The sequence below is a fragment of the Frigoribacterium sp. MEB024 genome (genome assembly GCF_000878135.1).
GTDB lineage: Bacteria > Actinomycetota > Actinomycetes > Actinomycetales > Microbacteriaceae > Frigoribacterium.
Genome location: NZ_JXQZ01000018.1, coordinates 1 through 23,585, shown reverse-complemented (window position 1 = coordinate 23,585; position 23,585 = coordinate 1). Strand labels below are relative to the sequence as shown.

The 23,585-nt window shown below is 71.6% G+C and carries 18 protein-coding genes; 7 read left to right on the top strand and 11 right to left on the bottom strand.

The window, feature by feature from the left end:
* The first annotated feature begins 17 nt into the window (after positions 1-17).
* On the top strand, positions 18-1,187 hold the full coding sequence (locus tag SZ60_RS04545; protein ID WP_052505160.1) for a LacI family DNA-binding transcriptional regulator: 1,170 nt from the start codon (positions 18-20) through the stop codon (positions 1,185-1,187).
* 38 nt (positions 1,188-1,225) lie between these two features.
* On the opposite strand, the gene SZ60_RS04540 is transcribed toward SZ60_RS04545, so the two are convergent.
* Positions 1,226-2,590: a globin domain-containing protein gene (locus SZ60_RS04540; RefSeq protein ID WP_043594066.1), complete on the bottom strand. Its 1,365-nt coding sequence runs from the start codon at positions 2,588-2,590 to the stop codon at positions 1,226-1,228.
* A gap of 278 nt (positions 2,591-2,868) precedes the next feature.
* On the opposite strand from SZ60_RS04540, the gene SZ60_RS04535 reads away from it, so the two are divergent.
* Genes SZ60_RS04535 through SZ60_RS04515 form a run of 5 tightly spaced genes read left to right on the top strand, consistent with a single transcriptional unit; the run spans position 2,869 to position 9,451 of the window.
* The gene (locus tag SZ60_RS04535) at positions 2,869-4,557 is read left to right on the top strand and encodes an ABC transporter substrate-binding protein (protein WP_043594064.1); all 1,689 of its coding nucleotides are present in this window, start codon (positions 2,869-2,871) and stop codon (positions 4,555-4,557) included.
* Positions 4,554-5,534, top strand: coding sequence for an ABC transporter permease (locus SZ60_RS04530; RefSeq protein WP_043594062.1), 981 nt, complete (start codon positions 4,554-4,556; stop codon positions 5,532-5,534). The genes SZ60_RS04535 and SZ60_RS04530 overlap by 4 nt, the downstream gene beginning before the upstream one ends.
* Positions 5,531-6,484 carry an ABC transporter permease gene (locus SZ60_RS04525; RefSeq protein ID WP_043594060.1) on the top strand — a complete coding sequence of 318 codons (954 nt, stop codon included), beginning with the start codon at positions 5,531-5,533 and terminating at the stop codon, positions 6,482-6,484. Before SZ60_RS04530 ends, SZ60_RS04525 begins: the two co-directional genes overlap by 4 nt.
* Positions 6,481-8,235: an ABC transporter ATP-binding protein gene (locus tag SZ60_RS04520; protein ID WP_197073503.1), complete on the top strand. Its 1,755-nt coding sequence runs from the start codon at positions 6,481-6,483 to the stop codon at positions 8,233-8,235. The genes SZ60_RS04525 and SZ60_RS04520 overlap by 4 nt, the downstream gene beginning before the upstream one ends.
* Positions 8,236-8,269: 34 nt before the next feature.
* Positions 8,270-9,451 carry a glycoside hydrolase family 1 protein gene (locus SZ60_RS04515; RefSeq protein WP_043594058.1) on the top strand — a complete coding sequence of 394 codons (1,182 nt, stop codon included), beginning with the start codon at positions 8,270-8,272 and terminating at the stop codon, positions 9,449-9,451.
* A gap of 92 nt (positions 9,452-9,543) precedes the next feature.
* Here the strand turns inward: SZ60_RS04515 and SZ60_RS04510 are convergent, their stop codons facing one another.
* A complete protein-coding gene (locus tag SZ60_RS04510) occupies positions 9,544-10,935 on the bottom strand; it encodes a GNAT family N-acetyltransferase (RefSeq protein ID WP_056229863.1) in 1,392 nt (463 codons plus the stop codon).
* Positions 10,936-11,069: 134 nt separating this feature from the next.
* On the opposite strand from SZ60_RS04510, the gene SZ60_RS04505 reads away from it, so the two are divergent.
* On the top strand, positions 11,070-12,272 hold the full coding sequence (locus SZ60_RS04505; RefSeq protein WP_052505155.1) for an LCP family protein: 1,203 nt from the start codon (positions 11,070-11,072) through the stop codon (positions 12,270-12,272).
* Positions 12,273-12,477: 205 nt separating this feature from the next.
* On the opposite strand, the gene SZ60_RS17410 is transcribed toward SZ60_RS04505, so the two are convergent.
* The 9 genes from SZ60_RS17410 to SZ60_RS17400 form a co-directional block, all read right to left on the bottom strand.
* Positions 12,478-13,635, bottom strand: coding sequence for a glycosyltransferase family 4 protein (locus tag SZ60_RS17410; protein ID WP_052505154.1), 1,158 nt, complete (start codon positions 13,633-13,635; stop codon positions 12,478-12,480).
* A complete protein-coding gene (locus SZ60_RS17405) occupies positions 13,632-14,804 on the bottom strand; it encodes a hypothetical protein (RefSeq protein WP_197073502.1) in 1,173 nt (390 codons plus the stop codon). The genes SZ60_RS17410 and SZ60_RS17405 overlap by 4 nt, the downstream gene beginning before the upstream one ends.
* Positions 14,801-16,240 (bottom strand): hypothetical protein, encoded by a 1,440-nt coding sequence (locus SZ60_RS16320; RefSeq protein ID WP_052505153.1) that lies wholly within the window; start codon positions 16,238-16,240, stop codon positions 14,801-14,803. The genes SZ60_RS17405 and SZ60_RS16320 overlap by 4 nt, the downstream gene beginning before the upstream one ends.
* On the bottom strand, positions 16,237-17,376 hold the full coding sequence (wecB, locus tag SZ60_RS04475; RefSeq protein WP_043594050.1) for a non-hydrolyzing UDP-N-acetylglucosamine 2-epimerase: 1,140 nt from the start codon (positions 17,374-17,376) through the stop codon (positions 16,237-16,239). Before wecB ends, SZ60_RS16320 begins: the two co-directional genes overlap by 4 nt.
* Positions 17,373-18,464 carry an SDR family oxidoreductase gene (locus SZ60_RS04470; RefSeq protein WP_043594048.1) on the bottom strand — a complete coding sequence of 364 codons (1,092 nt, stop codon included), beginning with the start codon at positions 18,462-18,464 and terminating at the stop codon, positions 17,373-17,375. Before SZ60_RS04470 ends, wecB begins: the two co-directional genes overlap by 4 nt.
* Entirely contained in the window at positions 18,464-19,561 is a 1,098-nt protein-coding gene (locus SZ60_RS04465; RefSeq protein ID WP_082059874.1) for a polysaccharide biosynthesis protein, read from the bottom strand. Before SZ60_RS04465 ends, SZ60_RS04470 begins: the two co-directional genes overlap by 1 nt.
* Before the next feature lie 67 nt (positions 19,562-19,628).
* Positions 19,629-21,023, bottom strand: a complete 1,395-nt coding sequence (locus SZ60_RS04460; protein WP_052505152.1) for a polysaccharide biosynthesis tyrosine autokinase — start codon at positions 21,021-21,023, stop codon at positions 19,629-19,631.
* A gap of 165 nt (positions 21,024-21,188) precedes the next feature.
* Positions 21,189-23,036 (bottom strand): sugar transferase, encoded by a 1,848-nt coding sequence (locus SZ60_RS04455; RefSeq protein ID WP_043594046.1) that lies wholly within the window; start codon positions 23,034-23,036, stop codon positions 21,189-21,191.
* 213 nt (positions 23,037-23,249) lie between these two features.
* On the bottom strand, positions 23,250-23,585 hold a 336-nt coding region (locus SZ60_RS17400; protein WP_197073501.1), incomplete at its 5' end, for a hypothetical protein.

Genomic DNA, 23,585 nt, shown 5'->3' with positions numbered 1-23,585 from the left:
CGCCTGGAGGACCCCTCGTGACCAAGGCCCCGACCGTGTACGACGTGGCCGCCCACGCCGACGTGTCGATCGCGACGGTGTCGAGGGTGCTGCGCCGTCCCGACGACGTGCGCCCCGAGACCCGCAGCCGGGTGCTCGAGTCGGTGCGTGCCCTCGGCTACGTGCCGAGCGGCGCGGCCCGCGGCCTCGCCGGGCGGCGCACGGGCGTGCTCGGGCTCTTCCTGCCGGGCCACGACGGCATCGACGGCCCCGAACCCGACTGGGCTCGGGTGTCGGACGCGTCGCGCATCCCGCTGATCGACGACCGCGAGCGCGTGGAGGCGTCGACCGTCGTCGAGCCGGGCCGCGGTGCGACGAGCCTCACCGCGCCTCCTGCGTCCGACCACGGGTCGAACCCGGCGAACCTCTATTTCGACGAAGTGCTGCGCGGCGCCGAGGTCGAGGCCTGGCGGCGGGGATTCGCCCTCATGGTCGCCGCCGGCCGGGGGTCGAGCCGCGAGGTGATGGTCAACGACATCGCGGGCCGGGTCGACGGGCTCGCGGTGCTGGCCCAGACGGTGCCCGGCGACCTGCTCGCGCACGTCTCGCGACGCATCCCAGTCGTCGTGCTCGCCGACTCGAGGCCGGGTGACGACCTCGACCACGTCGGCGTCGACAACGTCGCCGGCATGCACGCCCTGACCGACTTCGTGCTGGGGACGCGGGGCGTGCACGACCTCGCCTACGTCGCCGGGCCGTCCGACTCGCCCGACGAACTCGACCGTCACGCCGGGTTCGACCGGGCCGTCGAGGCGCACCGCGCCGCCGGGGTGCGCGTCACCGTCCGGGTCGAGCCGGGCGAGTTCTCCCGCGCCGGCGGTCGTCGTGCGGCAGCGGCGCTGCTCGAGACCGGCGACCTGCCCCGGGCCGTCCTCTGCGCGAACGACCAGTCGGCGCTCGGCGTCCTCGACGTGTTCGGCGAGCAGGGCGTCGACGTGCCCGGTCGCGTGCTCGTGACGGGTTTCGACGGCATCGACGCCGGCCGGTTCTCCCGGCCCCGGCTCACCACGGTGCGCCAGCCGATGGGTGAACTCGGCCGCATCGCCGTCCGCACGGTCGTCCGACGACTCACCGACCCCGGGGCGCCGCCGCAGCGGGTCACCCTGCCGGTCGAGGTGCTGCTGCGCGAGAGCTGCCCCGCGCTCTGAGGGCCGCCCCTACCGAGCCCGCCCTGCCCGAGCCCGTCCTACCCGAGCCCGCCCTGCCCGGTGTCGGCGCCGGTGACGCTCCCGTCGTCGGGCCCGAAGACGAAGTAGTGCACGCGGTCGGCGTCGACCCCGTGGCCGATCAGGGCCGCCCGGGCGATCGCCATGAACGGCACCGGTCCGCACAGGAACACCCGGTGCGACGCGGTCAGGTCGACCCGGGCCAGGTCGATCGGGTCGAGGTAGACGCCCGGCCCGTCGATCGACGCCTCGGCCAGCGCGCTGAGCGCCGACAGCGACCCCTGCGTGTAGCTGACCCGCAGGGTCGCGTTCGGCATCGACGCGACCAGCGCCTCGAGTTCGACGCGGTGCGCGTGCCGCTCGGGCGTGCGCTCGAAGTGCAGCGCCGTCACGACGCGGTCGGGCTCGGTCCGGGCCAGGTGGTCGAGCATGCCGAGCACGGGCGTGCAGCCGATGCCCGCCGAGACGAACAGCAGCGGGGCGTCGTCGAGGTCGTCGATGGTCAGCGACCCGATCGGGGGCGACACGCTCACCACGTCGCCCACCCGCAGCTCGCCCATCAGGTGCGACGACACCTCGCCGTCGGGCGCGGGCGGTTCGCCGACCAGCAATCGGGCGCTGATCCGCCACTGCTCGTCGTGACCGCCGCGCAGGCTGTACTGCCGGATCTGCCGGGCCCCGTCGGCCAGCCGCACCTGCACCGACGCGAACTGGCCGGCGCGGTACCGGGGCAGGGCCTCGCTGTCGGCCGAGACCAGGGTGAGCGCAACCACGTCCTCGGCCTCCACGCGGTGTTCGGTGACGAGGGCCTCGCGCCACTCGTCACCGGGCTCGAGGTCGGCCTGCCGGTAGATCGCCTCGACCGTCGCCACCATCTCGTCGCGGGCCTGACGGTAGACGGCCGCCCAGGCGTCGGCGACGTCGGCCGTGAGGTCCGGGCCGAGGGCGACCGCGAACGCCTCGCCGAGGTGCCGCTCGAACAGGTCGTACTCGTCGCGGGTGACGCCGAGTGCCGCGTGCCGCTGGGCCAATCGCGAGACGATCTCACCGGGTGTCGCCGGCGCGAGGGTCGGCGCCCCGGCCTGGCGGGCGGCGTCCCCGCCGGACGGTCGGCCCCCCGAGGAGGCGCGGTGCCGGTCGGCCCCCTCGCCGCGCGTCGACCCCGGGGCCGCGTCGAGGACGGCCTGTGCGAGCGCGACGATCGTGCGGGCGAGCTCGCGCTGCTGCCGCCCCTGCGCGAGGTCGCCGCGGTTGAACTGGTCGCGCAGCAGATCGGGTCGGGTGCCGAACAGGCGGCGGTAGAACTCGTCGGCGATGTCGCGCGCCCGCTCGGCGACCACGGGCAGCGAGGCGCGGAGCGCTCGCAGCTGCGTCGTGCTCGCCATAGGGGTCCCTCCGGTCGGCCGGGGCACCGCGACCGGCACCCGACGCCGATTCTGGCGTGCGGGCCCGGGCATCCCCTGACGGTTGGCTCGGCGTCGAACGACCTCGCGCCTCCTCGTCCTCCGGGGTTCGCGGCCCGGAGAGGCGATGACGTGACGCTCACGGTCGGACCCGAGCGGCAGGTCGGCGCGTCTTCTCGAGTTCCCCTGCTTGCGCCCATGCGATGTATGCGCTTACAGTGGGCCCAGCTCACCTCGACGACGAATGAGAGAACGTGGCGATGACGCACGCGACACCCCCTCGGCGACACCCACGCCGACGCTTCCGCACGCTCGCGGCCCTGGCAGCGGCCACGGCCGCCGTGCTCGTGGCCACCGGCTGCAGCATCCAGATCCGCAGCCAGCCCGACCCCAGCATCGGGGCCGACACGATGCTGATCAACGCCGACAAGGGCAACCCGCAGTTCGAGCGCAACTTCAACCCGTTCCTCACGAACAAGCGCACCGCCTCGACCTGGATCTACGAGCCCCTGCTCGAGATCAACCCGCTCGACGGCGAGATCACGCCCTGGCTCGCGAGCGAGACGGTGCTGCCCGACGCGCGCACGATCGACATGACGATCCGCGACGGCGTCGAGTGGTCCGACGGCACGCCGATGACCCCGGCGGACGTGGTCTACACGTTCGACCTGATCAAGGCGAACCCGTCGCTCGACCTCAAGGGCGCCTGGCAGCACATCGACACGATCGAGCAGCAGGGCGACCACGTGGTCTTCCACCTGCAGACCGACGACGTCCCCGCGATGGAGATCATCGGCCAGACGACGATCGTGCCCGAGCACCTGTGGAAAGACGTCGACGACCCCACGACCTTCCGCAACCCCGACCCGGTCGGCACCGGCCCGTTCACGCTCGGCAACTACTCGCCGCAGCAGTACTCGATGGACAAGAACGAGTCGTACTGGCAGGCGGACAAGATCGAGATCGGCCACCTGATCCTGCCCGCCACGAACAACCAGCTCGACACCGTCACGCGCGGTTACGACTGGTCGTACTCGTTCATCAGCGACGTCGAGGGCACCTGGGGCGCCGCCAGCCCCGACAACCAGTTCTGGTTCCCGCCGGGAGGTGTGATCGGTCTCGTGCCCAACCTCACCAAGGCACCCTTCGACGACATCAACGTGCGTCGCGGCATCGCCCTGGCGCTCGACCGCGGTCCGATCGCCGAGTCGGCCACCGAGGGCTACCTCGAGCCGGCCGGCCAGACCGGGCTCATCCTGCCCAACCAGCAGGACGACCTCGACCCGTCGATCCCGAACGCCGGCGTGATCGAGCAGGACGTCGACGGCGCCCTCGCGGCCTTCGCCGAGTCGGGCTACACGCAGCAGGGTGACGAGCTGGTCGGCCCCGACGGCACGCAGTTGAAGATCACGATCCTCACCGCCAACGGCTACACCGACTGGCTGCGGGCCGTGCAGGAGGTGCGGAGCCAGTTGGGCGCGATCGGCATCGACGTGCAGATCCAGGCTCCCCAGCCGGCCGGCTACCAGTCGGCCATCGCGAACGGCGAGTTCGACATGGCGATGGGCGGCATGGGCAACGGCAACGTCTACCAGGCCTACAACAACCTGCTCAACAGCCAGTTCGCCACCCCGGTCGGCGAGACCACGGCGGCCAACTACGAGCGCTTCAGCGACCCGGCGGTCGATCAGCTGCTCGACGACTGGAAGGCCACGACCGACCCCGAGCAGCAGAAGCAGTACGCCTACCGGTTGCAGAACGTCGTCTACGACCAGCTGCCCGTGATCGGCCTCTACTACGGCGGGCTCTGGGGTCTGTTCAACGACTCGAAGTTCACCGGCTGGCCCACCGCCGAGAACCCGTACATGGCACCGCAGAACTACGACCAGGCACCGCTGCTGATCTTCACGAAGCTCAAGCGCGTCGACCAGAAAGAGGGCGACCAGTGAAGTACGCAGCCCAGAAACTCGGCCTGTTCGTGCTCACCCTGTGGGCCGCGGTCACCCTGAACTTCATCCTGCCGCGGCTGATGCCCGGCAGCCCGACCGACGCCGCGATCGCGAAGTTGTCGCTGAACGGTCCGGTCAGCGCGGCGACCCGTGCCGCCATCGAGGCCCAGCTCGGCGTGCCGGACGGCAACGTGCTGCAGCAGTACGTCAGCTACCTCGGCCAGGTCGTGCGTCTCGACTTCGGCACGAGCTACACCTTCTTCCCCGAGACGGTCGGACACCTGGTCGGCCAGGCCCTGCCGTTCACGCTGATCCTCGTCGGGGTCTGCACGATCATCGCCTTCGTGCTCGGCACCCTGATCGGCGTCGCCGCGGCGTGGAAGCGCGGCACCTGGCTCGACTCGCTGCCCACCCTGTCGGGCAGCTTCATGAGCACGTTCCCGTACTTCTGGACGGCCCTGCTGCTGCTGTTCTTCCTCGGCTACGTGCTGCACTGGTTCCCGACCACGGGGGCCTACGGCGCGACGACCACGCCCGGGTTCACGCCGGCCTTCGTCGGCGACGCCCTGCAGCACGCGGTGCTCCCGGCCATCACCATCCTGCTGACGAGTCTCGGCGGATGGATACTCGGCATGCGCAACGCGATGATCTCGACGCTGGGCGACGACTACGTCACCTTCGCCGAGGCCAACGGGCTCAAGGGCCGCACGGTCGCCGTGCGCTACGCCGCCCGCAACGCGATCCTGCCGAACCTGACCGGCTTCGGCCTCGCCCTGGGCGGCGTGGTCGGTGGCTCGATCCTCGTCGAGCAGGTGTTCGGCTACCCCGGCATCGGTTACCTGCTGTTCAACGCCGTCATCGGCCAGGACTACCCGCTGATGCAGGCCCTCTTCCTGATGATCACGGTCAGCGTGCTCGTCGCCAACTTCCTCGTCGACATCTTGTACGGCGTGCTCGACCCAAGGACCCGCCGATGACCTCCACCGTGTCCGTCCACCTGCCCGAGGGCGCGCCTCCCACCGGCCCCGCCGAGCAGAAGGCGCCCAGTCGCTGGCTCACCATCGGCCGCATGGCCGCGACCATCTGGTCGAACCCCAAGGCGAAGATCGGCGTCGTCATCTTCGGCGTCTTCGTCCTCGTCGCGATCTTCGCCCCGCTGCTCGCGCCCTACGGCGGCAGCGAGAACGGCTTCGAGCGCAACGCCGACGCGAGCTGGGCCCACTGGATGGGCACCACGGCCGCCGGTGAGGACGTCCTGAGCCAACTGATCTACGGCGCCCGCATCAGCGTCTTCGTCGGCGTCGTCGCCGGCGTGCTGTCGACGCTGGTCGCCGTCGCGATCGGGCTGAGCTGGGGCTACATGAAGGGCTTCGGCGGCGACGTCGTCGGGTTCATCGTGAACCTGTTCCTCGTCATCCCGGGCCTGCCCCTGATGATCGTCATCGCGGCCTACCTGCAGAACGGCGGCATCACCGTGATCCTCGCGGTGATCGTCATCACCGGCTGGGCCTGGGGTGCGCGCGTGCTGCGCAGCCAGACGCAGTCGCTGCGATCGCGCGACTTCGTCACGGCGGCACGGTTCTCGGGCGAGAGCGCGGGACGCATCGTGTTCCGCGAGATCCTGCCCAACATGACCTCGCTGATCACCGGCTCGTTCTTCGGTGCCGCGACCAGTGCGATCCTTGCCGAGGCCGGCCTCGAGTTCCTGGGGCTCGGCGACTCGTCGATCGTCAGCTGGGGCACGATCCTCTACTGGGCGCAGAACTCGAACGCCCTGCTCACCGGCCAGTGGATCCTGCTCTTCGCGCCCGGCCTCTGCATCGCCCTGCTGGCGATGAGCCTGACCCTGATCAACTTCGGCGTCGACGCCGTCGGCAACCCCCGACTTCGCGAAGGCGCGAAGCAGAAGAAGGAGGCGCGCAAGTGACCGCCACGGACCTCACCGACCAGCCCACCGCCTCCTCGCCCTCGTCCTCCGACGACGTGTTGCTCGACGTCCGCGACCTCAGCGTCGTCTACGAGAGCGCCGGCGCGGAGCCGGTGCAGGCCGTCGACCACGTGTCGTTCCGGCTGAAGCGGGGCGAGTTCGTCGGCCTGGTCGGCGAATCCGGCTCGGGCAAGTCGACGCTCGGCTACGCACTGACCCGGTTGCAGAAGCCACCGGCGCGGACCAACGGCGGCAGCATCTGGTTCGACGGCGCCGACGTCCGCGACCTCGACACCGAGGCGCTGCGTCAGCAGCGACAGGGTGGCTTCGCGATGGTGCTGCAGTCGGGAATGAACGCGCTGAACCCGGTGCGCACGATCCGCAACCACTTCGTCGACGTGTTCAAGGCCCACGGCCACGTGCCGCGCGACCGCTGGCACGCCCGCGCCGCCGAGCTGGTCGCCAAGGTCGAACTCGACCCGGGCGTCCTCGCGCGGTTCCCGGGAGAGCTGTCCGGCGGCATGCGCCAGCGCGTCTCGATCGCCCTCGCCCTGTCGCTCGAGCCGCAGCTGATGGTCTTCGACGAGCCGACCACCGCCCTCGACGTGCTCGTGCAGCACGCCGTGATGGACACGATCATCTCGCTGCAGCAGAGCGAGGGCTTCACGGCCGTGCTGATCAGCCACGACCTCGGCATCGTGCTCGAGTCGGCGCAGCGCGTGCTCGTGATGCACGAGGGACGCATCGTCGAGGACGGCCGCTCGGCCGACGTGCTCGCCGACCCGCAGGACGACTACACGAAGATGCTGCTGTCGCACTACGCCGACCCGCGCGCCGAGGTCGTCTCGCTGCCCGGCTTCGAGGACCGTTCGGTCCGTCGGGCCCGGGGCGACCGCCGCGTCGACACGACGACCTCGGTGCCGACCGTCGCCACGCGCGGCCAGCGCACGGCGCAGCACGCGATCACCGTGAACGGTGTGACCAAGACCTACGCGCCTCCTCGGCGGGGCGACGACCCCGTGCGCGCCGTCCGCGACGTGTCGTTCACGCTCGAACCGGGTCAGTCGCTCGCCCTCGTCGGGCAGAGCGGCTCGGGCAAGAGCACGATCGCCAAGCTCGTCACCGGCGTCGAGAAGCCGACCAGCGGCAGCGTCTCGTTCGGCGACACCGACGTGACGAAGCTCCGGGGACGCGCGCTCCGCAGCTTCCGCAGCGACGTGCAGATGGTCTTCCAGGACCCGTACGCCGCGCTGAACCCGCTGCACACGGTCGAGTACACGCTGACGCGCCCGGTCGTGAACTACACCGGCCTGACCGGCCAGGAGGCGCGGCGCCGGGTGCTCGAGCTGCTCGAGACGGTCGGTCTGACGCCGGTCGAGCAGTTCGCGGCGAAGCTGCCGCACCAGCTGTCGGGTGGTCAGCGACAACGCGTCGTGATCGCCCGGGCGCTCGCGAGCGACCCGCAGGTGATCATCGCCGACGAGCCCGTCTCGATGCTCGACGTCTCGCTGCGGGCCGGCGTGCTGGCGCTGCTCGAGGACCTCCGCGAACAGTGGGGCGTGTCGATGCTCTACATCACCCACGACCTGCTCAGTGCCCGGCTGATCACCGACGACATCATGGTGCTCAACCAGGGTGCCGTGGTCGAGCGGGGGCACACGGCCGAGGTGCTGCAGCGGCCGACCGACCCCTACACGGTGACCCTGCTCGACGCGGTGCCGAACCCGCGCCGGTCGCACCGCGCCTCCTGACATCTCCCTCGCTCCACCCGAAAGGAACCACCCTGTGCTGACCTTCCCCGACGGCTTCCTGTGGGGAGCCGCCACCGCCGCCCACCAGATCGAGGGCAACAACGTCAACAGCAACTGGTGGGTGCACGAGAACGCCCCCGGCACGACCATCGTCGAGCCGAGCGGTGACGCGGCCGACAGCTACAACAGGTTCCGCGACGACATCCGGCTGCTCGCCGAGCTCGGCCTGAACAGCTACCGCTTCAGCATCGAGTGGGCCCGCATCGAGCCCGAGCGCGGCATGGTCAGCAAGGCGCAGGTCGCCCACTACCGCCGCATGGTCGAGACCTGCCACGAGTTCGGCATCGAGCCGATCGTCACGCTGATGCACTTCACCGTGCCCCGCTGGTTCGAGCGCGACGGCTTCTGGCGCGCGCCCAACGCCGCCGACCTGTTCGCCCGGTACACCGAGCTCGCGCTGCCGGTCGTCGCGGAGGGCGTCCGGTACGTGTGCACCATCAACGAGCCGAACATCGCCGCCATGCTGGCCGGGGGAGAGGACGCCTCGAACCTCGTCGCCTACGGCCTGCCGAACCCCGACCTCGAGGTCGCGGACGCCCTGCTCGCGTCGCACAAGCGCAGCCGCGAGGTGTTGTCGCAGCTGCCGCAGATCAAGTCGGGCTGGACCGTCGCGACCCAGGCGTTCAAGGCCGTCGACGAGCCGGGTGCCGCCGAGACGACGCGCGAGTACGGCTACGTCCGAGACGACTGGTACAGCGAGATGGCGGCGGGTGACGACTTCGTCGGCGTGCAGGCCTACACGCAGACGTTCGTCGGGCCCGAGGGCCCGCGTCCGGTCGCCGAAGGGCTCGAGACGACGCTGACGGGGTGGGAGTTCTACCCGCCGGCCGCCGCCGAGGGCATCCGGAGCGCCTGGGAGCTCTCGGGCCACGTGCCCGTCATGGTCACCGAGAACGGCATCGCGACCGCCGACGACACTCGACGCATCGCCTACACGCAGGGAGCGCTCGAGCACGTCCACGACACCGTCGACGAGGGCATCGAGGTGCTCGGCTACCAGCACTGGAGCGCGCTCGACAACTACGAGTGGGCCAGTGGGTTCCGCCCCACGTTCGGCCTGATCGGGTGGGACCGCGAGACCTTCGAGCGCACGCCCAAGCCGAGCGCCCGCTGGTACGGCGAGGTCGCGCGCGCGAACGGGTTGGCTCGGGCGTAGGTCCCACCGGCGCGCAGGGCGCGGGGGACGCAGGAGGCGCGGGTCGGGTGACCCGCGCCTCCTGCGTCCCGGCCCCGTGGCCGATGCCGCGCCTAGAAGTACGTGATGCCGTGCAGGGGCCGCTCGGGCAGCAGCATCGCGCGGAGCTTCTGCACGGCCCCCTTGCGACGCTCGCGGACGAGCCCTGCCGCGGCCAGCGTGACCGGGTCGAAGCCGCCGAGCCAGAGTGAGCCGAGCGTGGCCACGTCGAGTTCGAGGTCGGCCCGGCGGACGGCCGCCTTCTTCACCGTCGCCTCGCCGGCCTCGCTCGTGACGCGGTACGTGCCGGCGGCGTGCCCCAGGGAGTCGCCGATCGCGATGGTGACGACGCCGTCCGCCGCCCAGGGGCGTGCCTGCAGGGCCGTGACGGGGTCGAGGATGCGGAACCAGACGTGGTCTTCGTCGTGGCGGACGGTCAGGGCACGGCCGTCGACGAGTGCATGGGGCAGCGGGTCGTGCTGCGGGGCGTTCGGGTACCGGATCGTCGAGACCAGGTCGACCGCGAGCAGTAGCTGCCAGAGGCCGAGGTAGGCGTCGTCCGAGGCGGCCACGAGGTCGACGACCACGAGGGTCTGCGTGCCCGTGGCGCCCTCGCCGCCGCCCACCGACTCGACCCGGTACGTGACGTAGCCGTCGACGGTGCCGGTCGCGTCACGGTGCACCGCGGCCCGGACGGCCGGGTCGGGCGTGCCGTCCGCGCGCTCGCGGCCGAGCGCGTGGTCCCAGGCGCCTTCGTGGCGGTCGATCGAGCCGGGGCTGCGGACGTGGAACCGCGCGAAGACCTCGGGGGCGACCTCGGCCAGGGACGCCGTCGTCACCAGCTCGGTGCTGCCCTCGGGCTCGCTCAGCAGACCACCCGCACGACGCGCGTCGACCTCGATCGTGCGCTCGCGCACGCCGACCCCGAAGCCGAAGCGACGGTAGATGGTGCCCTCGCTCGCGGTCAGGGCCGCCACGGCGGTGCCGGCCGCCTTGGCCCGCGCGAGGTCGTCGGTGATCATGCGGCGCAGGATGCCCCGGCGGCGGTGGGTCGGCTGCACGGTGACCCCGGCGATCAGGTCGGCCTCGATCAGGCGCCCGCCGCCGACGTGCAGGGTCTTGTCGAACGAGGCGAAGGTGGCCACGGGCCAGCCCAGCTCGTCGAGCGAGCCGGGGTTCGGGTCACGACGGTGGACGCCGGTCAGGCGTCGGCCGTCGGCGACGAGGCGGCGCGCGGAACGACCCAGGGCGGCGGTGTCGTCGACGGCGCCGTGGAAGCCCATCGATTCGGCACCGATCCACGCCGCGGTCGCGGCGTCTGCGCGGGGAGTCGCGTCGTCGGCGTCGGCGTCGGTGGCGGCGGTGGCGGGATCGGCGGCGGCCGCCGGATCGGCCACGTCCGTCCCGTCGGTGTCGAGCGCGGCCGCGGACGTGCGGAGGTCGTAGTCGTCGTCGAGGGTGCTCACCCGCACAGCCTACGGATCGGCACCGTCGTTGTCGTCGTCCTGAGGACGGACCCCGTGGGGGGACGGGCGACACCTTGAGGTTCTACGACATGCGAAATATGATGTGAGGAATCATTCATGATCAAGAGGATTCCATGCCCGAGAGAAGCCCGTCGTCCGGCGACGACCGCGACCCGACCACGACCCGCCGCGTGCTCGGGACGCCCTCCGCCTCCGCCCCCGTCACGCGCTCGGGCCCGACCCCGGTCGACGGGGTCGACCCCGACGACGGTCTCGCGACGCTCGGTCTCGGCGAGCCCCGGTCGCGGCGTGAACTGCGCCAGCGTGAGCAGGTCGAGTCGGGCGTGACTCAGCGCCGCCGACGTCGCCGGTGGATCGCGGTCACGGCCTGGATCACCGGTGTCGTCGTGGGGCTGCCGACCGTCGGCGCGTTGTTCGTCGCGGGCTACCTGGGGCACATCGCCTCGACCTACGGCGACCGGACGACGACCATCGAGCAGGCCTTCCCCGCCGAGGTCGATCGCCCGGTGGCCGACGAGACCGGGGCCTTGAACGTCCTCCTGCTCGGCTCCGACACCCGCGAGGCCGGGGCCGCGGGTCGCTCCGACTCGATGATGCTCGTGCACCTCCCCGCCGACCGCCGGGCCGCGTACGTCATGTCGATCATGCGGGACAGCTGGGTCGACGTGCCCGGTCACGGCATGGCGAAGATCAACGCCGCCTACAGCTGGGGTGGCGTCCCCCTGACGGTGCAGACCGTCGAACAACTGCTGCAGGTGCGGGTCGACCACGTGGCCGAGATCGACTTCGCCGGGTTCCAGGCCATGACCGACGCCCTCGGCGGGGTCGACGTCGTCTCCGAGAAGGCGTTCACGGTCAAGGGGCACGACTTCGTCGCCGGCCCGAACCACCTCGACGGGCGGCAGGCCCTCGACTTCGTCCGGGCCCGTCACCCGTTCGCCGACGCCGACCACCAGCGGGTGCGCAACCAGCAGGCGTTCATGCGGGGTCTGATCGACGGCGTCGTCGACCGGGGCACGCTCAGCTCACCGGCCACCGTGTCGGACTTCGTCGGAGCCGTCACCGAGCACCTCTCGGTCGACCCCGGACTCACCTTCGGTCGTCTGGTCGAGATCGGGTGGGGCTCCCGGTCGCTGTCACCGTCGGCGGTGCAGACCTTCACCCTGCCCACGGCGGGTGGAGGCGTCGCCGCGGACGGGCAGTCGTACGTCCAGCTCGACGTCGAGGCGCTCTACCCGCTGCGCGAGGCCCTGCAGGACGACACCCTCGGCGAGTACCTCACCGCGCCTCCTGCGCCGGAGCCCGCCATCGAGTGACCTCCGTGTCGGCTGGCGACCGGCCGACGTCGAACTGCTCGACGTCTCGCCGTCGGACATCGCGCGACCCGACCCCTCGCGACCCGACGTCTCGCCGTCCGGCAGCGCGCCGCCGACGCACGACGGCCCGCCACGTGATGTGGCGGGCCGTCGTGCGGAACGGGAACGGGAACGCGAGCGAGAGGGGGCGAGTGGCCCCGATGCCTCAGCGGTGCCGGTCCGCGGCGAGGACGCGCTCGAACAGATGCGGGGCGGCATCGTCCTGTGCCCGCTCGAACGCGTCGGCGGCTCCTTCGCGGAGGGCGAGGCGCGCGTCCTCGTCGAGGGCGACGAACCGCGCGATCGTGGCCGCCCACGCGTCCGCGGTGACGTCCGGGACCACCAGGCCCGCGCCTCCCGCGATCGCGCTCGTCCACGGGGTCGTGTCGGCGACGAGCAGGGGGCAGCCGACCGACAGCACCTCGGCCAACGCGTGTCCGAACGATTCGCCGAGGGTGCCCATGAACGCGACGTGGTACCGGGACAGTGCCGTCTGGACGTCGTGGTGGTCGAGCAGCCCGGTGAAGGCGACCGTGATGCCCGCGGGCAGGTCGGCGGCCAACCGTCGGCACTCGGAGACGAACGCGGCGTCCTCGGGCGGGCCGACCACGTCGAGGTGCAGCCGGGTGCCCGTGGGCAGCCCGGCCAGCCCTCTCAGCACCAGGTCGAGGCCCTTGAGGTGGGTGAGGCGGCCGTAGCTGACCGCTCTCAGAACCGGTGCCGGCGCCGGTGCCGTTCGTCGGGCGGTCGCCGGCAGCGGGGACCGAGGGGTGTCGACGACGACCTGGGCGGTGGGGCCCCAGACGGCGCGGACGTCGTCGGCTTCGTCGGGCGTGGCGGCGTGCCAGATGACGCCACGGTGCAGACCGAGCAGTCGGAAGGCGGCGATGAAGGCCTTCTTCTTCGCGGCCTTCGAGCCCAGGGCCCAGCTGCCGAACTCACCCCGGGGCGCGATCACGATGCGCGCTCCACGCCACCAGCCGACGCGACCGAGCAGCCGCGGGGCGAGCGACAGGGCCACGCCGAAGAACGTGTTCAGGCACACGTAGTCCGGACGCCGGGCTCGGACCGCCGCGAAGGCTCGCAGAAGGGCGGGCACCGACGTCGTGTCGGCGAAGAACACGGGCACGTCGCCGTGACGGGTCCACTCGCCCGAGGGGACGTCGAGGCGCGTCATGGAGCCGACGTCCCGGTCGCGGGTGAGGACCAACACCCTCGTGCCGTCGGGGATGCTGGCCGTCTGGGCGTCCAGGCTGCGGATCGGCCCGCCCCCGGCCGAGGCCGGCGGGAAGTGCGGTGCGAAGACGGCGAAGAGGGGGGTCATGAGGTCACCTTCGAACGGGAGGGGGCGGACGGGACGAGACAGAGGGCGGTCGACGGGGCGAGGTCCGGCACGGGCGGCTCGGGGTCGCGTCGACGCAGCACCGGGTCGGTCCCGACGACCCCGCGCCAGACGCAGAGGGAGACGAGCAGCATCGGGCTGATCGGACTCAGCAGCCAGGACTCGCCGGTGCTGTGGACGAGCAGCGCGAGCGTGACGGTCCACGAGCTCCACCCGCCTCTGCCGGCCGGGAGCACGAAGGCCGCCGCCATCCCGGCGAACGCGATCGCGCCCGCGAGGCCGGCGTGGACGAACGCCATGATCGGGCTGCTCACATGGGTGCCGTGCTCGTTGCCGATGCCGATGCCGATCTCGGGCCGGCGGCGGAAGACCTCCACGGCGAGGTCGGTCGTCGCCGAGCGGGAGTCGGTGCCACGCAGGAGACCGTCGAGCACGGTCTGCACCTCGGGCTGCCACGCCCAGAGGCACAGCACGCCGACGGCGACCACGAACGCGAAGAGCACGAGGGTCGCCGATCGTCGCGCGATGAGGACGATCACGACGACGATCAGCAGCGCGAGGGCGCTCGTGCGACTGGCGCTCCAGGCCAGGGCCGCGGCGACGCCACCCACGGCGACCACCGTCGAGAAGGCGCCCCGCGGGCGCAGCAGGGTCAGCGTGCCGAGGGCCAGCGCCACGAAACCCGTGGAGTTCGCGTTCTCGAACGCACCCCGGAGCCTGCCCATCTCGAGTGCGGTGTCGGGCGTCAGCACGCCCAGGGCGAGCGAGACCAGGACGCTCGCCGTGAGGACCCGACGGCAGGCGGTGAGGAACACCGCCGGATCGAGACGCCGCAGGGCGAACAGCAGAGCCGAGGTGACGACCACGAGCGAGGCGAGGGTGACGATCCCGTCGACCCATTGGCCGTGGAAGAAGGTGCCCACGACGACGTAGAGGGCGATCGAGGCCATCAGGCCTCCGAGCCAGGCCACGTCGCCGCGTCGAGGCGCGCGCGTCCGCGCCGCGGCCACCACGACGAGTGCGACGCCGACGACCCGCACGCCCAGGGCGGCGACCGTGCTCTCGCCGAGGGGGGTCAGCGTCGCGACCAGCGCCAGGAGCCCGAGCGTCACGAGGACGCTCTCGCTCGTCGTTCCTCTCAGGGCCCTCATGTCGTGCCGCCGAGAAGAGGCACCCCGTCGCGCGAGACGAGCCGTCGGACCTGCAGCACGAGCCGTGCCGTACCTGCCAGGGCGAGTACCGCGGCACCGGTGGCGACGAGGGTCCAGGACTCGTCGCCCGCGACGATCACGCCCAGGCCCGTGGCGGTCAGGCCGACGACGGAGGCGAGACAGCCCGGGCCGAGCAGTCCGCTGCCGACGATCATCGAGGTCGCGTACACCGAGAGTCCCACGACGGCACCCGCGGTGGCACCGGTCACGCCACCGACGAGTGTTCCGGCGGCGACGAGTCCGACGGCCACGCCGGCGGTGAACAGGGATCGTCGGGCGATCAGGGCCGTGTGCAGTCGGAACTGGTGCAGCCACGACGAGACGAGGCCGATCGACGACAGGCAGACGCCGACCGTGACGGCCACCACGAGGCGGCCGTCCACCAGGCCGGAGGGCAGGGCCCGGCGCAGCAGGGCCAGATCACCGAGGCACAACGTCACGACGGCCCAGGCCCCGACGGCGAAGCACCCCCCGACGAGGAGGCGCGCGACGGTCAGGACCGCACCCGCGCCTCCTGAATCCCACGTCCGGCGCAGACGCGGGTACGCCAGCGTCGTGCCCAGGTTGAGACAGGCGGCGACCACGGCGGCGACCTGCGTCGCGGCGCCGAGCGCACCGGTCGCCGCCGTGCCGAGCAGGGCGGTCGCGACGAGGAGGGGCGCGACGGACTGCACCTGGATGCCCAGTTGGCCGACGGCCAGGCCTGCTCCGAGCCGCAGCGTCGGGCGGTGCACGTCGGGGGTCACGTCATCGCCGCCGGCCGATGCCGACGGTTCGGCGTCGTCCGCGGGACGTCGTCGCGGCGCGGCGACGATCGCGACCACCGCGGAGGCCGCGCCCGCCGACGCCACGGCGAGGGGCGCCGACCACCCGGCCACGAGGGTGCCGAGCAGCACGGCGGTGCGCGTGGCCGTGCTGGCCAGCAGGGCAGCGGTGTACCGCCACTCCCGACCCCACATGAGCCAGGCGACTGCCGAGAGGCGGTTGACGGTCATGCCGAGGGTCCACCCTGCGACGCCGACGGCCAACTCGAGCAGTCCCGAGGCGGCGCCCGCGACGACGAGCGCCACGGCCCCCAGGGTGAGACCGAGGATCGTCCACCGGAGCGCCCACCGGTAGTGGCGGCGGTCGTCCGCGGCCCCTGGGCGCCGCTGGAACGCCAGGACGGCCGGGTCGGCGACGAGCAGACCGACCAGGCCCGCGAGCTGGACGGATGCCGGCACGATGGAGAACTCGTCGGCGGGCAGCAGCCGGGCGACGAGGGGGATCTGCACGGCGGCGAGCAACAGGGACGTCGCGCGCGCCGTGGCGACCGCGCCGCCGGCGGCGAGCAACGCGCCGAGCGAGCTCGTGCGGCGGGCGCGGGCGGTCGTCATCGGACGGGCGGGCGGAGGCCGAGACGGGCGTGGTGGCTCCGGGCGGTGCCGAGCACGAACGAGACGACCCGGTGAGAGGTGTCGTCGATCCGGTACTCGTCCGGAGCGGCGGGACGATGACCGTCACGGACCCGGGCCATCGCGTAGCCCACCGCCTCGACCAACGCGTGTCGTCCCAGGGTGGACGTGATGATCGCCCCCGAGTCGAGGGCCTCGGGGCGTTCGATCCGGTCGCGCACGGTGACGGCGGCGAACCCGAGGATCGACGCCTCCTCGCTGATGGTGCCACTGTCGGAGACGACGACGGCGGCCGATCGCTGCAGGGCGTTGTAGTCGTGGAACCCGAACGGCTCGTGGAAGACCAGCCCGGTCGTGTCGACGCCCCCGAGCTCGTCGAGCCGGCGACGGGTGCGGGGATGCGTCGAGACGAGCACGGGGAGGTCGAGATGGCGAGCGAGGTGCACCAGCGCATCCAGCGAGTCGGTCAGCCGTTCGGCGTCGTCGACGTTCTCCTCACGGTGCAGGCTGACCAGCACGTAACGCCCCGGCTCGAGACCCTCGCGGGCCAGGACGTCGCTCGAGGCGATGCCGTCGGCCGCCGAGTCGAGCACCTCGCGCATGGGCGAGCCGGTCAGCAGGATGCGTGACGGGTGGATGCCCTCGGCCAGCAGGTTGCGGCGGGCGTGCTCGGTGTAGACCAGGGCGTAGTCGGCCACGTGGTCGACCAGCCGGCGGTTGGTCTCCTCGGGCACGTTCTCGTCGAACGAACGGTTGCCGGCCTCGAGGTGGAACACGGGGATGCGCATGCGCTTCGCGACGACGGCGGCGACACAGCTGTTCGTGTCGCCGAGCACCACCACGGCGTCGGGCGCCTCGGCGAGCAGCACCCGCTCGGTCTCGATCAGGACGGTGCCGAGCACGCGGCCGAGCGACGACGTGTCGATGTCGAGCACGTGGTCCGGAGCACGCAGGCCCAGGTCGTCGAAGAAGACCTGGTTCAGGGTGTGGTCGTGGTTCTGGCCGGTGTGCACGAGCACGTGGTCGACGTGGTCGTCGAACCGTCGGATGACGGCGGCGAGTCGGATGACCTCGGGGCGGGTGCCGACGATCGTCATCACTTTGAGCGGGCGGGTCATACGTCCTCCTGGTAGGTGTCGGGTCGGGCGGGGTCGAAGGGTTCGTCGACCCAGAAGATGGTCTGTACGGGCCGGTCGCCGACGGCGACGATCGAGTGCGCCCACAACGTCGGGATGTCGACCGCGACCGGGTGGTCGCCGGACACGGGGATCTCGACGACCTCTCCGGTCAGCAGTCGACGGAGCCTGATCACGGCGTCACCGCCGACGACGCAGAAGCGCTCGACCTTCCGGCGGTGGACGTGCTGGCCCCGCGTGACACCGGGGACGGTGGTCGAGTACGACGTCTGCCCGCCCCCCACGTCAGATCGGACGATCTCGTGGAACGCGCCGCGGTCGTCGACGTGACCGTCGACGTCGATCACGGGCCGTCGGGCGAACGAGAACGACCGATAGGCGTTGACGAGATCTCGTCGCCAGCCCCCGTCGAGCGCGGGCACGGCGACACCCGAGTACTCGCGATCGATCTCGATCAGCTCGCTCATGACCTCGGAGACCAGCCGCCAGCGCGCCGCCGAGGCGAGCTCGGAGGCGGGGCGCTCGCCGAGGACGAACTCCGCGGAGGTCTGAGCCGAGACGAAGCCACGACGGATGTCGACGTGGAGTCGTGGTTCTCGGCCCGACGTCAGGTCGTCGCAGAACGTCGCCACGCAGCTGTTGTACTGCGGCCGTCCGTGCTCGCCGAAGACGTTCGGCAGCCGCAGGTCGACCAGGTCGGCACCCACCGCGTCGGCGGCGACCTGGAGGACCTCGAGGGCTCGCTCCTTGCCCTGGCCGTACGCGGTGGCCGCGCCCGACTGGATGGAGTTCGCGTAGACGATCGTGGCCGGCGGGCGGTCGGACGTCGTGACGGCCCGGGCGAGTTGTTCGGCGAAGAGGACGTTGCCGTCGCGCAGGTCGTCGTCGCTCGCCCTGCTCACGCCCGCGAGGTGCAGGACCCGGTCGGCCCCCTCGACGGCCGTGGCGATCGAGGCGGGGTCGGCGTCCCGCCCGAGTCGGATGCGGCGGGCTTCGTCGTGTCCGCGGAGGTGCGCGAGCGCGCGGACGTGCCAGCCGAGGAACCCGCCGGCGCCGGTCATGACGTCCATCAGGCGGCCGCCCCCTCGCCGAGGCCGGCCCGCGAGAGCTCGCGCCGCACCTCGGGAAGCTGCAACAGCATGCGGCGGACCGCGGCGACGTCGAGCCGCTCGACCGTGTGCGAGTCGTAGTCCCGGGCCGCGTCGACGGTGTGGTCGCCGTCGTCGGCGTACTCGCCGTAGTTGAGGTCGCGGCCGTCGGCGGGGATGCGGAAGTACTCGCCGTGCTCTTCGGCGCGGGCCAGCTCGTCACGTGTGGCGAGAGCTTCCGAGATCTTCTCGGCGTGACGACTGCCGATCACCTTGAGCGGGCGGTCGACGCCGAAGAGCGACTGCAGGGCCACGGCGAGATCACCGATCGTGCACGACGGGGCCTTGCGGATGAAGAGGTCGCCCTGTTCGGCGTGCCCGAAGGCGTGCTCGACCAGGTCGACGCTGTCGGCGAGCGACATCATGAAGCGGGTCATGTGGGGGTTGGTCACCGACAGCTGCGTGCCGGCCTTGATCTGCGAGATGAACAGCGGGATGACGGACCCGCGGCTGTACATCACGTTGCCGTAGCGCACGCACGACACGGTCGTCGTGGCCTTCGCGTCGTTCAACCCGTGGGACCGCGCGACCTTCTCCATCATGGCCTTGGTCATGCCCATGGCGTTGACCGGGTACACGGCCTTGTCGGTGCTGAGGCAGACCAGCGACGTCACGCCGTTCTCCTCGGACGCGCGGACGACGTTCTCGCTGCCCAGCACGTTGGTCTTGACCGCCTCGAGCGGGAAGAACTCGCATGACGGCACCTGCTTCAGGGCGGCGGCGTGGAAGACGTGGTCGACGTTCCGGGAGGCGCGGCGCACGCTCTCGAAGTCGCGCACGTCACCGACGTAGAACCGCACCCGAGGGTCGGACAGCTCGTGGCGCAGGGCGTCCTGTTTGGCCTCGTCGCGGCTGAAGATCCGGACCTCGGCGACGTCGCCGTCGAGGAGTCGGCGCGTGACGGTGCGGCCGAAGGAACCCGTGCCACCGGTCACGAGGACACGGCGGCCGGCGTGGCCGCCGAGTGGACCGGGCCCGTCGGGCCCGGTCGGCGTGCGGTGGTGCGTCGCGGTGGTCATGGCGTCTCCCGTGCTCGGCTGCTGCCGGTTGGTCGTTGATGGTCGTTCGTCGTGGGTTGCTGACACGTCAGCGCCCCGAGGGGCTGCTCGCGCCCGTCTCGTGTCGGGACTCGGCGCGGTAGTAGGAGTTGTTGGCGGCGTAGGCGTCGGCACCCTTGGTCGGCACCATGCTGAGCACGACGCCCACCACGCGACCGCCGACGCGGTCGAGGGCCGCGCGGGCGGCGGTGGCGTCGGAGATCTGCGTCCGGGAGGCCGCGATGACCATCAAGGCCCCGTCGGCCACCGTGCTCACGACGGCCGCGTCGGTGACCGGGAGGACCGGTGCGGCGTCGATCACGACGTGGTCGAATTCGTGGGCGAGGTCGGTGAGCAGGGTCGACATGCCCTGCGAACCCAGCAACTCGCTGGGGTTGGGGGGGATGGCGCCGGCGGGCAGGACCATGAGTCGGTCACGACCCCAGGGCTGGAGGACGTCGTCGACCTCGGCGCGACCGATCAACACGTCGGTCAGACCGGCCGCGCCTTCGAGACCCATTCGATCGGCGACCTGGGGGCGACGGACGTCGGCGTCGACCAGGACGACCCGCGCGCCGCTGTCGGCGAGGGCGATGGCGAGGTTGCACGCGACGGTGGTCTTGCCCTCGCCTTGGCTGGGAGAGGTGATGACGAGGGTCGTCAGGTGTCCGCCCACCGAGGCGAACCGGAGGTTCGTGCGCAGCGTGCGGAACGCCTCGGCCCGGTGGTCGTGCGGGTCGCTGTGCACGATGAGGGGTCGACGCTGGATGTCGGGGTCGTAGGTGATCGCGGCCATGGCCGGGGCTCCTGACGCGGCCTCGGCTGCGGCCGCGGTGCGGATGCGGGTGTCGAGGGTCGAGCGCAGGACGGCGAGCCCCAGGCCCGCCACGCTCCCGAGCAGGGCGCCCAGGGCGGTGTTGACGACGGGCCGGGGTGATTCGGGCGAATCGGGGGTGTCGGCCCCTTGCACCAGCTCGAGTCTCACTACGCCGGCGGTCTCGACGTTCTCGATCGAGTCGACGACCCGGCTCAGGGTCGTGGCGATGGCGTCGGCGATGCGTGCGGACTGCTCTGCCGAGGGGTCAGCGGCCTCGATGACGACGAGTGCGGTGTCCTCGGGCGACGTCGCCGTCACGGACTCGGCGAGTTCGCGCGACGAGACGTCGAGTCCGAGTTCGTCGATGACGGGCCCGAGGACCCGGCTCGAGCTCGCGATGTCCACGTACGAGAGGACCTTCTGCTGGGCGGCGGTGCTGCCCTGGACCACGTCACCGGTGGTGGCGTCGCCCGAGGCGCGGACGACCACGTAGAGCTGGGCGGTCGACACGTATCGCGGGGTCACGACGGACGAGATCGCCAGGGCGATGCCGGCTCCGACCGCGGAGGCGATCAGGACGATCCACCACGAGCGTCGAGCCAGTCGGGCGTAGTCGCGCAGATCCATGTTCTTCTCCTCGAAGTCGCACGGAGACCGTGCTCGGGCTGCCCTCTCGGACATGAACTATTCTTGCATTTCAGACATCATCCGGCAAGAGTGGATATAAATATATACTTCGCGAGAGTGTCCCGCTGCTGCGTGCCGGACGGCGTCCATCCGTCCGGAGTCTCGTCACGAGGGCTGAGGAGGGGTCGCCGCCCGTTCGTGGTCGAGGTGCGCCCGGCTCACCGCGTCGACCGCGACGGCATCGGACCTCCTCAGCACCGTCGAGATGGTCCGCGCCACGATGCTGAGCTCGGCGCGAAGGGACGGGTGGCGGACGTAGTGCACGTCGAAGGCGAGGCGCTCGTCCCATGACGAGGTGTGGCGTCCCGAGACCTGCGCCAGGCCCGATGCCCCCGGTCGGGCCCGGAAGCGGTGGCGCTCGACGTCGGTGAACCAGCCCGAGTAGCGGGGCAGGGTCGGACGAGGTCCGACCAGGGACATGTCGCCCCGCAGGACGTTCACGAGACTCGGCACCTCGTCGAGGCTGGAGACGCGCAGGAAGGCGCCGAGTCGGGTGACTCGTCGTTCATCGGGCAGCAGCTCGCCGTCGGCCCCCCGTTCGTCGCTCATCGAGCGGAACTTGACCAGGCGGAAGATCCGACCGTCGCGCCCGAGGCGCTCCTGGCGGAAGAGCACGGGCCGACCGAGATCGACCGCGACCGCAGCGGAGACCACGGCGAGGACGGGCGCGCTCAGGGCGAGCCCGACGACCGCGGCGACCAGGTCGGCCATCCGCTTGAGGGCGTCGAGTCGCGGACGGGCGCACGCTGCTCGCTCGAGGATCGACTCGAACCGGTCGACGCCTCTCCGGAGGGAGAGCTCGGCGTCGTAGAAGCGGCGTCCCGCCGCTCCGAGGAGTTCTCTCTCGTGGAGGTCCAGCCGGGCGAGGTCGCGAAGGGCGTCGGCCAGTCGTCCGGGGTCGGAGGGGGGCACGACCGGACCCGCGCCCGCTCGTCGTACGAGCTCGGCCGCGTCCCCGTGGACGGCCATCACGACGGGGCGTCCGGCCATCAGGCAGGCCTGGGTCTTCGACGGGACCGTGATGCGGTAGAGGGGATCGTCGGTGAGGTGCACGATCAGGGCGTCGGAGGACTGCTGCATCCTCGCGGCTTCCTCGACGGACACGCGGTCCGTGAACTCGACGTTGGACAGTCGCTCGACCTGGGCGCGGCGCCGCAGGCGGTCGGCGTCGAGGCCGTCGCCGACCACGCGGATGGTGACGCCGGGTGTGTCCGACAGCAGGGCGGCGGCGTCGAGGAGGGTGTCGACGCCCTGGGCGGGGCCGACGTTGCCCGCGAAGGTCGCCACGAACCGGCCGGCCCGGCCGGCCGGGGCGGCCGGGGCCAGGGGGGCCGGGGCCGCAGGTTCCGCCGGGGAGGGCTCGTGGGCCCAGTTGGGGATCGTCGAGACGGCTTCGGGGCGTCGCGATCGTTCGGCCACCACGCGGGTCATTCCCGGGGACAGGGTCACCACGTGCTCTGCGGCGGCGGTGACCCGAGCGGTCATCGCTCCGAGGATGCGCACGAGCACTCGGTTGCGCATCATGCCACTGCTGGTCACGGTTTCGGGCCAGAGGTCTTGGACGTCGAGCACGAACGGCACGCCCCTCAGATGTTTGAGCGCCCAGGCGGCGATGCCGGCCGTGGGGTTGTAGACGTAGGCCACGTCGGGTCGATCGACGAGCAGGGCCGCGAGCGACGCGCTCGCGACGAAAGATGCGTAGTTCAGGGCTCGGCGGGCGGCGGAGTCGTCATGACTGGGGTAGAGCGGGACGCGGGTCACCGTGATGCCGTCGACGGACTCGCGGGCGAACGGGCGCTGCCGCCATCCCGGATAGAGGCGACCACTCGGGTAGTTGGGGAAGCCGGTCAGCACCTGGACGTCGTGGCCCCGACGGGTCAGTTCGCGGGCGAAGGCCATGCCCTTGAGGGTCGGCTCGGGGTCGAAGAACTGGGTGATCAACAGGATCTTCATCGTCGCGGACCGATCGTCGCATCGCGGCGGGTGGTGGGTGTGCGGGTCATGGGACTCCTCGCGTCTCGGGTGGGCACCATCAGCTCCCTGCCGACGTACCAGTGAAATATACTAATATTTAGGTTTCCTCGTGTCAACGGGGAGACGACCTGCTGTCGAGACGGCGACGGGCCCCGAGGTGTCTCGGGGCCCGTCGGTCGGTGTGGGTCTGTCTCAGCGGGTGCCGTCGAGCGGGAAGGGGATGCTCTGGTCGGCGCCCGGTCCGCCGGTCTGGACGAACACGGCGGCGTTGTACTTCGACGGTCCGAAGCCGCGGCTGATGCTCCAGCTGCCGTCGGCGCGGACCTCGGTGCTGACCTCGCCGCCGCGGCCTTGGCCGAAGGGGTGCAAGGTCACGGTCGCGCCGGCGTCGCCGGTGCCGGTGAGGGTGGTGCGTCCCGTGGGCGAAACGGTGCCGTCTCCGTCGATGATCAGCGACGGGGTGCGGGTGCCGTCGAGCGGGAAGGGGACGCTCTGGTCGGCGCCCGGTCCGCCGGTCTGGACGAACAC

What these genes read in the sequence shown, in the direction of transcription:
- SZ60_RS04465 (WP_082059874.1), bottom strand. Translation starts at nt 19,561, where the DNA reads ATGACCACCGCGACGCACCACCGCACGCCGACCGGGCCCGACGGGCCC.
- SZ60_RS04535 (WP_043594064.1), top strand. Translation starts at nt 2,869, where the DNA reads ATGACGCACGCGACACCCCCTCGGCGACACCCACGCCGACGCTTCCGC.
- SZ60_RS04470 (WP_043594048.1), bottom strand. Translation starts at nt 18,464, where the DNA reads ATGGACGTCATGACCGGCGCCGGCGGGTTCCTCGGCTGGCACGTCCGC.
- SZ60_RS17405 (WP_197073502.1), bottom strand. Translation starts at nt 14,804, where the DNA reads ATGAGGGCCCTGAGAGGAACGACGAGCGAGAGCGTCCTCGTGACGCTC.
- wecB (WP_043594050.1), bottom strand. Translation starts at nt 17,376, where the DNA reads ATGACCCGCCCGCTCAAAGTGATGACGATCGTCGGCACCCGCCCCGAG.
- SZ60_RS04460 (WP_052505152.1), bottom strand. Translation starts at nt 21,023, where the DNA reads ATGGATCTGCGCGACTACGCCCGACTGGCTCGACGCTCGTGGTGGATC.
- SZ60_RS17410 (WP_052505154.1), bottom strand. Translation starts at nt 13,635, where the DNA reads ATGACCCCCCTCTTCGCCGTCTTCGCACCGCACTTCCCGCCGGCCTCG.
- SZ60_RS04505 (WP_052505155.1), top strand. Translation starts at nt 11,070, where the DNA reads ATGCCCGAGAGAAGCCCGTCGTCCGGCGACGACCGCGACCCGACCACG.
- SZ60_RS16320 (WP_052505153.1), bottom strand. Translation starts at nt 16,240, where the DNA reads ATGACGACCGCCCGCGCCCGCCGCACGAGCTCGCTCGGCGCGTTGCTC.
- SZ60_RS04455 (WP_043594046.1), bottom strand. Translation starts at nt 23,036, where the DNA reads ATGAAGATCCTGTTGATCACCCAGTTCTTCGACCCCGAGCCGACCCTC.
- SZ60_RS04540 (WP_043594066.1), bottom strand. Translation starts at nt 2,590, where the DNA reads ATGGCGAGCACGACGCAGCTGCGAGCGCTCCGCGCCTCGCTGCCCGTG.
- SZ60_RS04525 (WP_043594060.1), top strand. Translation starts at nt 5,531, where the DNA reads ATGACCTCCACCGTGTCCGTCCACCTGCCCGAGGGCGCGCCTCCCACC.